General features: G+C 72.8%; 9 protein-coding genes. 5 read left to right on the forward strand and 4 right to left on the reverse strand.

The genetic code is table 11. The features are described 5' to 3' along the window. Positions 1–74 precede the first annotated feature (74 nt). Entirely contained in the window at positions 75–3,938 is a 3,864-nt protein-coding gene (locus ACGH2B_RS00315; RefSeq protein ID WP_399082106.1) for a WD40 repeat domain-containing protein, read from the forward strand. 182 nt (positions 3,939–4,120) lie between these two features. Here ACGH2B_RS00315 and ACGH2B_RS00320 read toward each other — a convergent pair whose 3' ends face one another. Beyond that, positions 4,121–5,002, reverse strand: a complete 882-nt coding sequence (locus ACGH2B_RS00320; protein ID WP_399082109.1) for a LysR family transcriptional regulator — start codon at positions 5,000–5,002, stop codon at positions 4,121–4,123. A gap of 74 nt (positions 5,003–5,076) precedes the next feature. Here ACGH2B_RS00320 and ACGH2B_RS00325 point away from each other — a divergent pair, with 74 nt between their 5' ends. Both ACGH2B_RS00325 and ACGH2B_RS00330 read left to right on the forward strand, forming a co-directional pair. After that, positions 5,077–5,829 (forward strand): hypothetical protein, encoded by a 753-nt coding sequence (locus ACGH2B_RS00325; RefSeq protein WP_399082112.1) that lies wholly within the window; start codon positions 5,077–5,079, stop codon positions 5,827–5,829. 46 nt (positions 5,830–5,875) lie between these two features. After that, complete coding sequence (locus ACGH2B_RS00330; protein ID WP_399082115.1) at positions 5,876–6,871, forward strand: DMT family transporter; 996 nt, start codon at positions 5,876–5,878, stop codon at positions 6,869–6,871. Between the two features lie 61 nt (positions 6,872–6,932). On the opposite strand, the gene dapF is transcribed toward ACGH2B_RS00330, so the two are convergent. From dapF to ACGH2B_RS00345, 3 genes are all read right to left on the reverse strand, one after another. Then, positions 6,933–8,987 (reverse strand): diaminopimelate epimerase, encoded by a 2,055-nt coding sequence (gene dapF / locus ACGH2B_RS00335; protein WP_399082118.1) that lies wholly within the window; start codon positions 8,985–8,987, stop codon positions 6,933–6,935. A 136-nt stretch (positions 8,988–9,123) separates the two neighbouring features. Continuing rightward, positions 9,124–9,828: a 2OG-Fe dioxygenase family protein gene (locus tag ACGH2B_RS00340; protein ID WP_399082121.1), complete on the reverse strand. Its 705-nt coding sequence runs from the start codon at positions 9,826–9,828 to the stop codon at positions 9,124–9,126. Positions 9,829–9,925: 97 nt separating this feature from the next. Beyond that, positions 9,926–10,996: an iron-containing redox enzyme family protein gene (locus tag ACGH2B_RS00345; RefSeq protein WP_399082124.1), complete on the reverse strand. Its 1,071-nt coding sequence runs from the start codon at positions 10,994–10,996 to the stop codon at positions 9,926–9,928. A gap of 236 nt (positions 10,997–11,232) precedes the next feature. On the opposite strand from ACGH2B_RS00345, the gene ACGH2B_RS00350 reads away from it, so the two are divergent. Together ACGH2B_RS00350 and ACGH2B_RS00355 are read left to right on the forward strand one after the other, a co-directional pair. After that, entirely contained in the window at positions 11,233–13,041 is a 1,809-nt protein-coding gene (locus ACGH2B_RS00350; RefSeq protein WP_399082127.1) for a BTAD domain-containing putative transcriptional regulator, read from the forward strand. Positions 13,042–13,223: 182 nt separating this feature from the next. Beyond that, entirely contained in the window at positions 13,224–13,802 is a 579-nt protein-coding gene (locus tag ACGH2B_RS00355) for a hypothetical protein (RefSeq protein ID WP_399082130.1), read from the forward strand. Positions 13,803–13,816: the final 14 nt, after the last annotated feature.

Consider the following 13,816-nt stretch of genomic DNA (forward strand, 5'->3'; position numbering starts at 1 on the left):
CTACCATGGGCCGCGCACCGGCCGTGCTCGACGGACTCGGGGGACGCACACACATGGAAGAACACCGGCGTGATGTGACAAGCCGTCAGGAATCCGGACCGGGCAGGCACACCGTCGCGCAGATCGCCTGGGCCACGGAGCGCGGCAGCGTGTACCAGTCGGCGGAGAACATGATCGTCGTCAACGGCGGCGTGCTCCACCGTCATGAGCACTACCACTCGGAGGGCGAGGAATACGGGCGCGTCCTCTCCCCCGCGGCGGACGACGAGTGCCCCTACCCGGGGCTCCGCCCGTTCCGCAGGGACGAGTCCGCATGGTTCTTCGGCCGGGAAGCGCTGGTCAGCAAGGTCCTGGACCGGTTCGAGGAGTCCTTGGACGACGGCGTCCCGCTGGCCGTGGTCGCCCCCTCCGGCGCGGGCAAGTCCTCGCTGCTGCGCGCGGGTCTGCTCCCCGCTCTGGCCGAGGGCCGCCTGCCCGGAAGCCGCGACTGGCCGCAGCTCCTGCTGACCCCGACCGCCGATCCGCCCGCGGCGCTCATCGCCGGGCTCGCCGCGCTCACCGGGGCCGGGCGGACATCGGTCCGGGAGGCCGCGGCGGCCGGCCCCGGCGCGCTCGCCGCGCTGCTGCGCGAGCGGCTCGGACTGCCGCCGGAGGGCCGGCTGGTGCTCGTCGTGGACCAACTGGAGGAGGTGTTCACCCTCGCCCGGGAGGAGCCCGCACGCCGCCGCTTCATCGACCTCCTCGACGGGCTCACCGGCGGCGAGAAGCCCGTGGCCCTGGCCGTCTACGGTCTGCGCGCGGATTTCTACGGGTCCTGCGCCGCCTTTCCGCACCTGCGTGACGCACTGATGAGGCGTCAGGTCTTCATCGGCCCCATGACCGACGACGAGGTGCGCAACGCCGTGATCCGGCCGGCGCAGCGGGCCGGACTGTCGCTGGGCAAAGGGCTGGTCGACGTCGTCCTGCGCGATCTGCGCGGCGGCGCCGGGCAGGACCGGGGGACGTACGAGCCCGGCCGGTTGCCGCTGCTCGCGCATGCGCTGCGGGCCACCTGGCGGGAGCGCAGGGGCGACACGCTGACGGTGGACAGCTACCGCGACACCGGGGGCATCGACGGCGCGGTGAAGGCCACCGCCGAGGAGGAGTTCGAGAAGCTCGGCCCGGCCGCGCAGCGGGCGGCGCGGCGGCTCTTCCTCAGCCTCGCCAGGGTCAGTGAGAACGGCGAGGTGACCCGGCGCCGGCGCACCCGCAGGGATCTGCTGCTGACCGCTGCCGACCCGGAGGCGGTACCGGAGGTCGCCGAGCGGTTCACCCGGGCGCGGCTGCTCACCCAGGGGGTGGAGCGGGAGGAAGGCACCGTCGAGATCACCCACGAGGCGCTGCTGCGGGCCTGGCCCCGGCTGTGGCACTCGCTGACCGGGGCGGGCCCGGCCGGGGAGGCGGTCCGTCAGGAGCTGGAGGAGGCGGCCGTCGCCTGGGAGCACGGCGGGCGGAAGGAGGCGGCGGCGCTGTACCGGGGGGCGAAGCTGGAGGTGGCCCGCGCCTGGGCGGCGGACACCGCCCCGGAGGACCTCACGCCGCTGATCTCCGACTTCCTCGACGCCTCCGGGCGGCAGCAGCGCCGTACCCAGTTGCTCGGACGCGGCGCGGTCGTCGCCGTCACGGTTCTGGCGCTGCTCGCCTCGGGTTTGGCGGTGTTCGCGCTCGACCGGAGCCGCAGCGCCCTGGAACAGCGGGACAACGCGGTCTTCGAGCGGATCACCGCCGAGGCGGACCGGCAGCGCGACGCCGACACCGCGCTCGCCGCGCAGCTCGACCTCGTCGCGTACCGGATGCGCCCGACGGCCGCGCTGCGCACCCGGCTGATGACACAGGCGGGTGCCGTGCTGCCCACGACGCTGCCGGAGAGGTTCGGCACCGTCCACTCGGTCGCCTTCGGTCCCCACGGCGAGCTGGCCACCGGGGCACGGACACTGCGGTTCTGGGACCGCGCGGACCCGGCCCGTCCTGCCCCGCTGACCGGCGCGCTCGGTGCCGGGAAGGGCGTCGAGGTGCGGCCGGTCGCGTACAGCGCGCGGGGCGATCTGCTGGCCCGGGGCGGTTCGGACGGCACGGTGCGGATCCTGGACGTCTCCGACGCGCGGCACCCGGCGGCGCTCTCGGCCCCGGTGCCGGTGGCTCGGGGCCCGGTGTCGGGGGTGAGGTTCAGCCCCGACGGCCGGACACTGGCCGTCAGCGCCTACGGGGGCCTCGCCGACCCCGGACCCAGCACCGTGCAACTGTGGGACGTCGCCGATCCACGGCACCCGCGCCATCTGGCGACCGTGCTGTCCGTCCGGCAACAGAGCGTCTCCTCCGTCGCGTTCAGCCCGGACGGCGCCACGCTGGCCGCCGCCGGCGGCACCGTCGGCTGGACCGGCGACGCGTCACTGCTGCGGCTGTGGGACGTCTCGGACCCCGCCCACCCGGCCGCGCTGGGCGGCCCGGTCAGCGGCCACACCGGCATCGTCAACCAGGTGGCGTTCAGCCCGACCGGGCACGTGCTGGCGAGCGCCGGTGCCGACAGCGAGGTCCTGCTCCACGACGTGTCGGATCCGCGCCGGCCGAGGACGGTGCGGCAACTGTCCTTCGACGACCCGGCCAACTCGGTCGCGTTCAGCCCGGACGGCCGCGTCCTCGCCACCGGGGACCAGAGCGGGAAGATCACCCTCTGGAACGCCGGGGCGCCGGCCCTGACCCGGGCCCTCGGCCCCCCGCTGCGCGGCCACACCTCGATCGTCAGCAGCCTGGCCTTCGACGCCACCGGATCCACGCTGGCCAGCGGCAGCGCCGACGGTACGGCGCGGCTGTGGCGGCTGCCGCCCACCCTGGCCGTCACGGGCGGCGGGCTGAACGCGGATGTGCTGGCGCTCTCCGCCGGCGGACGGCTGCTCGCGGTCTCCTCCGGCACCGAGGTCACCGTCTGGGACGTCTCCGACCCCGCGCGCCTGAGACGCCTGGGCACCCTCCCCCGCTTCCGTACGGTCGTGAACGCGCTGGCCTTCCGGCCCGGAGCGGCCGGCGAGGCCGTCCTGGCCACCGGTGAGTCCGGCGGCGGCGTGCGGCTGTGGGACGTCTCGGCGCCGGCCCGCCCGGTGACGATCGGCGGGGCGCTGCCCGGACAGCGCAAGCCGGTCGGTTCCCTGGCCTTCGCCGCCGACGGGCACACGCTCCTCGCGGCGTCGGCGGTCTTCCAGGGCGGCTACGGCGGCGGCGTGCGCGCCTGGGACGTCCGGCGGCCGGACCGCCCCGCGCCGCTCGGCGACGGCGAACTGCCCGATCAGCGCCTGCCGGTCCTCGGGACGGCCGCCGCGCCGCGCGGCGGGTACGTCTACACCGGTGACTATTTCGGCAACATCCGCGTCTGGCGCACGGGTGAGGGAACGGCGCCCTCCCTGATGGGCCGGGCCGCGGGCCGGCAGCAGATCTTCGCCCTCGCCGCCGCCCCGCGCGCGCCGCTGCTCGCGGCGGGCAACAGCGACAGCACCGTCCGGCTGTGGGACGTGTCGCGGCCGCGGTCCCCGGCCGCCGTCGGACAGCCGCTGTCCGCCGGCGCCATGGTGACCGGCGTCGGCTTCGCCCCCTCCGGCCGGTTCCTCGCGGGCGGCACCGTCCACGGGCAGATCCGTCTGTGGGACACGGCCGACCCGCACCGGGCCACGGCCTACGGGGACCCCGTCACCGGCCATTCCGGCAGGGTCAGCGCGCTGCTGTTCGGCCCCCGCGCCGGACTGCTGATCAGCGGCGGCCAGGACGGCACCGTACGCCTCTGGCAGACCGACCCCGCACGCGCCCGCACGGTCCTGTGCGCCTCCACACGGCAGGCCATGACCCCCGCCCGGTGGGCGAAGTACGTCTCACCGGACCTGCCGTACGAACCTCCCTGCGCCGCCGGGTGACGCGGGCGCGCGGTTCCGGCGCGCGGCTCGCCGGTGCGGACGGCGGATCCGTGGCGCCCCGGGGTGCGTCCCTCGCCCGGGAACCGGTGCACCGCCGCCGGCCGCGGGTCGGCCCTGAGCGGCGGCCACGTCCGCCCGGTCCGGGACGGCGACGCGGGCGCGGCCACAGATCTGACGGTGCCTCACCTGAGTGACGCGACCAGGTCGTCCACGACCGGGGGGCCGTCCGCGAGGCGGAGCGCTTCGACGCGGTGGGTCAGCTCCGGTGCCGTCAGCGGGACGCCGGTCAGGTCCTGCCGCCCGGTGAGGACGGAGCGCGGGAGCAGACCCAGCCCCTGTCCTCCGGCGAGCAGTTCCGCGTACGTCCGCACGTCGAGGCCGTCGTAGCGCAGGGCCACGCGCAGTTCCGGGCCGTCCCCGAGCACGGCGCGCAGGTCCGCCAGGGGGGCGCTCACGTCCGGCGCGTCGATCCAGCGGGCGTCCACCAGGTCCGGCAGCCGCAGGCCCGTGCGGTGTGCCAGGGGGTGGGTGGGCGGCAGGGCCACCACCACCGGCTCCCGGCAGACCGGTACGGTCCGCAGCCTGTCCGTCCGGAACGGGCGCAGGGGGTCGTCCGGCAGGGCGAAGCCGTCGACCAGTCCGAGGTCCAGGGTGCCGGTGGCGACACCCTCGGCGACCGCCTGCCGGGGCAGGGTGCGCACCGTGAACTCGTGGACCCCGGCGCGCCGGGCGACCTCGCCGGTGATCCGCAGCGTCCGCGCGGTGGCCGCCAGCGGGCAGACGCCGACGCTCAGCCGGCCGGTGGGTCCGCTCGTCAGCCGCTGGATCTCCGCGCGGGCGGTGTTGATGCGCAACAGGATCGGGGCCACGTGATCCAGCAGCCGGGCGCCCGCCTCGGTCGGGCCGACCGGCCGGCGGCGGATCAGTTCGACGCCCAGCTCCGCCTCCAACGAGGCGATCTGCTGGGAGACCGCGGACTGTGTGTAGCCCAGTTGGCCGGCGGCCTTGGAGAAGGAGCCCTGGGTGACGACGGCCGAGAACGTCTGGAGCAGTCGCGGATCCATCGCATCAGTATCGCTTATCAAGCAATCAGAAACGATCGTTTGAGCTTTTCCCGGACGCCCTGGATGATTCCAGCGTGCTGACGATCACCGCTCCGCCCGACGTACGGCCCGCCCGCATCGCGCTCGTCGGCGAACGGTCGGCGGGCGTGCCCGCCCACGCCCGTTACACCCCGATGCTGGAAGCGCTGTGGCGGCGGGAGCGGCTGCTGGTCGACGCGTACTGGATGTCGACCGCCGAGCTGGGGGACGCGCGGGACCTGGCCGGGTTCGACGGTGTCTGGCTGGTGCCGGGCAGTCCGTACCGGAGCGAGGCCGGAGCGGTGACCGCGGTGCGCACCGCGCGTGAGCGGAATCTGCCGCTGCTGGCGACCTGCGGCGGCTTTCTGCACGCCCTGCTGGAATTCGCCCGCCATGTCTGCGCGATGGACGACGCCGCGCACGCCGAACACGCCCCCGGCAGCGGGCGTCCGCTGATCGTCCCGCTCCCGCACGACCTCGCGGGCCACGAGGCGACCGTGCACATCGAGCCCGGCTCGCTGGCCGAGGACGCCCTCGGCGCCCGGACGACGGTGGAGCGCTACCAGTGCACGCACACCCTCGATCCCCGCTACGCGGGCACCCTGCGCGACCACGGGCTGCGCTTCACCGGGCACGACGACGCGGGCCACCCCCGGATGGCCGAACTGCCGGGGCACCCGTTCTTCCTCTGCACGCTCTTCCAGCCCGAGCTGGCCGACGACACCTCCCGGCCGCATCCGCTGGTCCGCGCCTTCGCCGCGGCGGCCGCAGCCGCGGCGAACGGCCCCGGGTCCGGCTCCGGACCGTGACCGGCACGCCCCACCGCACCACGCCCGCAACCCGAGAGGACCTCACGTGGCAAATTCCGCAAAAGCCCTTTCCGATGTGCCGGCCAAGTCGTGGGTCCCGCATTTCATCGTCTGCTCGATGATCTGGGGGTCCGGATTCGCACTCATCAAGATCGGTGTCCAGGCCGGGATCGCCCCGGGCTGGGTCGCCTTCTGGCGCTGCTTCTTCGGAGCGCTGGTGCTGTGGGCCCTGGTGCTGGTGCGGCGGCTCGACGTCCCGCGTGACTGGCGGCTCTGGGGGCACGCCCTGGTGGTGGGGACGGTGCTCAACGCCTTCCCCTTCACCCTGTTCGCCTGGGGCGAGCAGTACATCAGCTCGGTCACGGCCGGGGTGTGGAACTCCACCATTCCGCTGTTCACCCTGGCCTGGGTGCTGATCATGTTGCCGGACGAGAAGCCGACGCTCCGGCGGCTCATCGGCATCGCCACCGGTCTGATCGGTGCCCTGGTGGTGCTCGGCGTGTGGTCCGGCGGGCAGTCCACGCTGCTGAAGGGCAGTCTGATCTGCCTGGTCGCCACCACCTCGTACGGGCTGGGCTACACCTACACCCGCAGGTTCCTCTCCCATGCGGACGTCCCCGCGATCACCCTGTCCGCCCTCCAGGTCGGCTGGGCGGCCCTCGAACTCGCCCTGTGCGCACCGCTGCTGAACGGCGCGCCCCACTGGGGCGGCTGGGGGGCGCTGGCCGCCATGGTGCTGCTCGGCAGCATCGGCACCGGCCTCGCCTACATGTGGAACCTGTCGGTGATCCGCGCCGTCGGCTCGACGGTCGCCTCCACGGTCGCGTATCTGACGCCGCTGTGGGCGGCGATCGTCGGGGTGTTCTTCCTCGACGAATCGCTGGGGTGGAACACCGTCGTGGGCGCCCTGCTGATCGTCAGCGGTGTGCTGCTGACCCGCACCTCGCCGTCCCGGCCGGCTCCCGCGCCCGAACCGGCCGGCGGGCCGGAGCCCGCGGACGACGGGGCGAGGTCCGTGGAGGCGGATCCGGCGAAGCCCTGACCGGGCCCCGGGCGTGAGTCCGGGCGGGACACCTGACGAAGGCGTCCCGCCCGGACTTCTCTCAACTGCCGGACGGGGCGGCCCGGTCCGGCGGGGCGGCCGCCGGACCGTCCGGCAGCAGGACGGTGTCCAGCCGCCGCAGGCCCTCGGCCACCGTGCCGGTGTCGCGGGCGAAGCCCAGCCGGAAGCCCTCGCCGGAGCCCATGGTCTCCCCCGGGGTCAAAAGGACGCCGGCCTCCAGCGCCCGGCGGCACAGCGCCAGGGACGGCTCGCCCGTCCGCAGCCGCACCCAGGCGAACGGCGCGCCCTCCGGCGGTACGAGCCGCACGGCCTCGGGGTGGCGGGCCGCCCATTCCTCGACGAGCCGCCGGCCCGGGGTGCACAGCCGGTGGTACTCCCGTACGTACTCCTCGTGCCGGTCCAGCGCCGAGCAGGCCAGGGTCTCGCAGAGCACGGAGTTGGCTATCGAGGTGAGGAACTTCCGTTCCGCGCACGCCGCCGCGACCTCCGGCGCGCCGTACACCCAGCCGGTCCGCAGCCCCGCCAGGCCGTAGGTCTTGGACAGTCCGGAGACCGAGACCACCCGGTCCTGGCCGACGGCCGCGGAGCGCGCCAGGTCGATCTCGTACTCCTCGTCGACCAGCAGGTAGGCGTCCCGCTCCGTGGCCAGTGCGGCCAGCGCGCGCAGTTCCGGCGCGGGGATCCGGCGGCCGGTGGGGTTGCAGGGTGAGTTCAGCGCGATCAGCCGCAGGTTGTCGCCGGCGGCCGCGGTCACGGCGGCGGCGTCGACGGCGAGGTCCGGTCCGTACGGCAGGACGGTGACGCGCGCGCCGAGCCGGCCGGGCAGGTCCAGGAGCGGCTGCCAGCCGGGGTTGAACGCGATCACCTGGTCGCCGGGGCGCAGCAACACGTCGAACAGCAGGAACAGCGCCTCCTGCGCGCCGTGGGTGACGGTGACCGACTCGGGCCGCCCGCCGTACAGTCCGGCGATCCGTTCGCGCAGTTCCACGGTGCCGCGGTCGCTGCCGTAGCCGAGTGTGAGAGCGGTGGGCACGGTCAGGTCGGAGAGGCTGCGGCTCGGGACGTAGCTGTTGCCGAGATCGATGTCGTAGCGGCCCGCGGAGTCGACGAACGTCCAGCGGGCGATGGAGTAGGGCGCCTCGGCCGCGGTGGCGGCGGGGGGCGTCATACGGCGGCCCCCTGCGCGGTCGCGGAGGCCGGTCTCCGGGGGGGTCTCGTCCGAGGTGGGCGGCAGTCCGAGGCGGGCGCGGAACCGCGGCGCCAGGGTCCCGGCGGCGACCTGCTCCACGGCGCCGGCCAGGGTGACCGCGCCGTGCGGGTCGATGGCCGTCTCGACGGCGCCGCCGGGCATGTGGACCCGTACCGTGCGGTCCACCAGGCCCAGGGCGTGGGCCGCGCTCGCCGCGGCGCAGGCGCCGGCGCCCGAGGCCATGGTGTAGCCGGCCCCGCGTTCCCAGATCTCGATGCGGACCTCGTCGCGGCCGAGCACGTGCAGGAAGTGCACGTTGGTGCGCTCGGGGAAGGCCGGATGGCCCGCGATCCGCGGTCCCAGTTCCTGTGCCAGCGCGGCGGACACCTCCGGGAGCGGGACGACGGTGTGCGGGTTGCCGTTGTTCAGACAGCTCACCCGCAGCCGCCGCCCGGCGACGTCCAGCGGCCGGTCGAGGACCGGTCCGGCCAGGCCCGGGGCGGGGATGTCCGCGGCCTCGAAGGTGGGCCGGCCCATGTCCACCCGGACGAGGCCCGCGTCGGGGTCGTCGATCCGCACCGCGGTGTCCCCGACGCGCGTGCGCAGGACGAAGTCCCGTCCCCCTCCGTGGTATTGGGATAAGTACAGGGCGAAGATCCGCAGGCCGTTGGCGCTCTTGCCGCAGGCGCTGCCGTCGGAGTTGAAGGTGCGCAGGGCGACCGGCTCACCGGCCCGCACCGGACCGGCCGGCCCCAGCAGCACCCCGTCGGCGCCGACGCCGAAGTGGCGGTCGCACAGCAGCCGCACGGCCTCCGGCGTGACGGGCGGACCGGGCAGGCCGGTCCGCGGCGGATCGACGACCAGATAGTCGTTGCCCAGGGCCTGGTACTTCACGAAGTCGTGCATGTGCCACCCGCTTCCGCTCGTCGCTGTTGGTATCCGGGAACCGTGGCCGTGCCCGGCCGGGTGCCGTCCCGCGCTCGGGGCCGTACACCGGCGTTCGGTGTGCGGCCCCGAGCGGTTCTTCCTCCGGACGGCGTGACTAGTTCGCCGACGGCTCCGGCCCGTCCTCCAGGGCCGATTCGTCGTGCTCGTCGCCGTACCACTTCTCGCTCCAGCGGGAGAAGGCGACGATGACGATGTCACGGTGCCCGGGACCGCCGTCGGCGGAGAGCACGTCGGTGACGTCGTGGGCGATCGCGCGGTCGTCCAGCAGCACGGCCTGTCCGGCTTCCAGGGTCCCGTCCCAGAACGGCTCCGCTGCGCCGGGCTGCCAGAGCCGGGTCAGACCGCCGGCGACGTTGTTGCGCCGCAGGACGGCGATCATCACGAATTCGTGCCCGTCGTGGTGGACGCCCTCCGGGGTCAGCGGGCCGGGCTTCGCGCCGGTCGCCCGGGTGCGGTTCTGGTGCACATTGATCTGCCAGTCGTCCGCGGTGTCCAGCGGGAACCCTTCGGCACCGGCCCGGATGATCGGCGTGAAATCCGCCTCGATCGGCAGATATTCCCGGCGGATACCGCCGCCGACCTTGTTGAACTTCTTGTACGCGGTGTAGTCCCGGTGCGGCAGGAGTTCGAAGGACCAACCGGCGCTCTCCGTATGGCTCATGCGGTACTGGGAGAACCGCTTGTACCGGGTGCCGTTGCCCATGTATTCGTCGACCGGGCAGTTGTCGTAGCTGTCCAGGAGATCCTGCTGGACCGCCGGGATGTCGATGAGGGAGAAACGCTGAGCGGTCAGTGGCATCGGGGCCGACTCCTTACCGTAAGGCGTGTTCCGCGAGATCTTTCCGGGGCTTTCCTTGCCGGTCTTTTCCGCCGGGCGGTCCGGGTACGGTGGCGCGTCACCCGCTGCCCAGCGGTACGGCGTCCCGGACGCCGTTCTCCCCCGCCGTGTCACCGGACATCCGCCCGGAGACCTCGGCCAGCCGCTCGTCGAGATAGCGGGCCGAGGAGTTGAGCCGCCACAGCGCACCGCGGGCCATACCCCGCCGCATGTACTCCGACGGCGCGGACGGCTTCACGATGTTGTGGAACCAGCCCGCCGCGTGCTGGGAGTCGACGGTGATGTGCAGACGGTGGTAGACGATTCCCACGTCCGGCAGGCCGAGGCGCTCCCAGGCGCCCACCACCTGCACGAAACGGTCCGGCACCAGCCATTCGGTCATCCCCAGGAATCCGACGGCCTCCGGATACCGGTGGCGGTACCGGCTGAGGAGTACCGCGAGATTTCCGCTGAGGAGCGCGGTGGCGGTCAGCGACTCCTCCAGTTCCTGCTCGGAGACGTCGAACACGTCGAATATCTTGTTGAAGAGATGGGTGTGAACCTCGGCGGGCTTTCCGTTCCCCATCTCGTCCCAGAAGTTTTCCGCGATCTCCAATTTCGCGGGTCCGGCGGTTCCCACCTGCATCAATGCCAGCAGATCGTCGAACCGGCCGTCGACCACGGACTCCTGGATCATGTACGTGCGCACATCCGCCGCGGTCGCGTGATGCCGGATGAAATCCATGTAGTACGGGTGCTTGAAAACCCGGTGACTCCGTGCCTGCCGCTTGAGCCAGGAAAGGAACTGGCCGGATTCCGCGGGCATGTCGTCCAGCATCGCGGCATCGAGCTGACGGTCCTCGCCACGCAGCGTCGCCTGCTCCAGCGAGCGCGTCACCTCATGCACCGCGATTGATCCCTCCGCGGTCGGCGCTTCGGGGATACGCAGGATCAGGTGGTGCATACGGGACAACAGAAGCTGCTGATGATAAAAGCTCTCCGCCTCTCCCGACAATGCTCTTTCGTTGAGTTCCGTGACCGCTGCCAGGATTCGGTCACGCTTCTTCCCCGCGAATGCGCGGTCCACCTCGTCGGCAGGCTTCGACAGCCAGCCGGATATTTCCTCGACCAGCGCGAACGAGTCGTACATGATCTCAACCCTTCGGTTTCGTGCAGCACGTTACGGAAGGTCTGCACGGCGATTCCCGGCCAAATCGTTGCCGTACGAGGTACGGCCACTAATCGACTTGTACCGCTTGGCGATCACCGGATGTATAAAGACTGGCAGGTGCTTGTGGCATCTGCGTTGCGGGGCGGTGGCGCGAGTTCTCGCCAGCACGGAACTCGATCATCGCGATCACGGAGAGTCGTCGACGGGAGACGCGAATGGTGACGCAGGGGGAAGGTTTTGAATTCCTTTTGCTCGGTCCGCTGCGCGTGCTGCACAGAGGGCAGGAAGTACCCGTGCCGGCCTCGAAGTTACGGATAATCCTGGCCTCACTGCTGCTCCAGGCCAATCGCATGGTTTCGGCGGATGAACTGGTCACGCACCTGTGGGGGGAAAGTCCGCCCACAGGCGCCCACATCACGCTGCGTTCCTATGTCATGAGATTGCGCCGGGTACTGCGTCAGACCTCCGACGAGCGGCTGGAGCTGATCCGGACCGTGTCCGGCGGCTATCTCGTGACCGCCGACGACTCCCGACTCGACCTGCTGCGTTTCCGCTCCACCCTGACGGCGGCCCAGCGCGCGGGCGCCGACGGCGAGCAGGCGCGCCGGAGCGCGCTGCTGCGTGAGGCGCTGGATCTGTGGAACGGCCCCGCCCTGTCGAACGTCCCCTCCGATTCCCTGCACCGCGATTTCGTCCCGGGGCTCACCGAGCAGCGCGACAGCGCGCTGGAGCAGCGCATCGACCTCGATCTGGAACGCGGGGCGCACCGTGAGGTCGTCGCCGAACTCCACGACGTGGTGCGGACCTCACCGTGGCGGGAACGTTTCTGGGCGCAGCTCATGCTGGCGCTCTACCGCCAGGGCCGCCAGGCCGAGGCGCTCGACGCGTTCCGCCAGGTCGGCGAGCGGCTGCGGAACGAACTCGGTATCGCCGTCGGCGCGGAACTGGGCCAGTTGCACCAGCAGATCCTCACCAACGATCCGGCGCTGGACCTGCCCGCCCGCGCCGCCCCGGCGGTGTCCGCCCGGCCGGCCACCGGTGCCGTACCTCATGAACTGCCCGCGGACATCTGCAACTTCGTCGGGCGCTTCGGTCAACTGAGCCGGCTGCACGAGCTGCTGACCGCCGAGGAACGGCGGATCACCGGAGCGCCGGTCCACGTGGTGGACGGCATGGCGGGCGTGGGCAAGACCGCCTTCGCCGTGCATCTCGCCCATCAACTGGCTCCGCACTTCCCGGACGGCCAGCTCTTCGTCGATCTGCAGGGTTTCGCGCAGCCCAAGCGGCCCGTCCAGCCGACCGCCGTACTCAAACTCGTGCTGCGTTCGCTGGGTGTGTCCGGTGCCGAGGTGCCGCCGAACGAGAGCGCGCGGGCGGCGCTGGTCCGCAGTCTGACGTGGGACCGGCGGATGTTGCTGGTGCTGGACGACGCCGAGGACGAGGCGCAGATCCAGTCACTGCTGCCGACCGCGCCCGGCTGCCGGGTGATCGTCACCAGCCGCCGCAGGCTGGCCCGTCTGGACCACGCGCGGCTGATCACCCTGGACGTCCTGCCCCAGGCCGAGGCGTCCCAGTTGTTCGCGGCGGTCGTCGGGGCGCGCCGTATCGAGGCCGAGCCGGTCCAGCTCGTCGAGTCGGTCGTCGAGCACTGCGGGCGGCTGCCGCTGGCCCTCAAACTCGCCGGCGCCCGGCTGCGGGCCCGCCCCGGCTGGAATCTGAGCCACTTGGCGGAACGTCTCTCCTCGGGCCATTCCGCCGGTGCCTACGGCGTCGCCCGCTCCCTCCGGCTCTCGTATCTGCGGCTGTCCGTACCGCAGCGGCGCATGCTGCATCTCCTCGCCCTGCGCCCGGAACCTGACATCGATATCAAGGCCGCCACCCTGCTCGCCGGGACCACCCCCCGGGAGGCCGAACCCCTGCTGGAGAGCCTCGCCGACGCCAACCTCCTCCAGGAGCCGACCCCCGGCCACTACCGCCTGCACAAACTGGTCCAGGCGTTCGCCGCCGGCCAGGACGGTCCGTGAGCCCCCGCGGCGGCGCCGGGGAGCGCCCGCTCCGAAGCCGCTGACGCTTTCCTCATCACGGCCTTCGCGGCAGCCCCCGCGAGCGCGGTGCCGGCGGTACAGGACGGCTGACCTGGTGGAACGGTGCCCCCGCCGGCCCCCTGACGGTCCGACGGACCACGCCGTCCGGGGAGAATCGTCCTATGCGCCTGCCTCACACCCGTCCGCTGTCCGCCGCCGTCCTGACCGCCCTGGCCGTCCTGCTGTCCGGCTGCGCGGACGGACGGACCGACGGCGGTGGGAGCGGGAGCGGGCCGCGGGAAAGCTCCGGACCCGCGTCGGAGCCGTCCGCGTCCGCCGGGGGCGCCCGCGCCTGGGAGCCGGACGACGCGTTGCGGCGCGCACAGCGTGCGCTGGACGCCGCCGCCGACGACGGTACGGAAGCGGAAGTCGCCGACTCGGGCACCGCGTACATCGGCTCGGGGCTGGACAAGTCCTTCCCCGCGAACGCCGGGCGGCCGTACCGGTTCGAGATCACCTGTGACACGGACGGGGCCGGGGAGCTGACCCTGACACTGTCCCGGGGCGAGGAGGAGCAGCCCTACGGGGTGGAGTGCCAGGACCGCGAGGCGGACCACTTCAACCTCCCGGCGGGCAAGCCCTTCACGGCGCGCGTCGCCCCCGACCAGCACGGCACGGGGCTCCTCGCATGGCGTCTCAGCGCGATCGCCCCCGGCGATGTGGACGGGTGCGACGACGACATCGACGGCTGCGAGGACTGAACGGTCCCGCTCCC

Origin of the sequence: Streptomyces sp. BBFR2 (assembly GCF_044497305.1) — a bacterium.
In the GTDB taxonomy this organism is placed as follows: domain Bacteria; phylum Actinomycetota; class Actinomycetes; order Streptomycetales; family Streptomycetaceae; genus Streptomyces.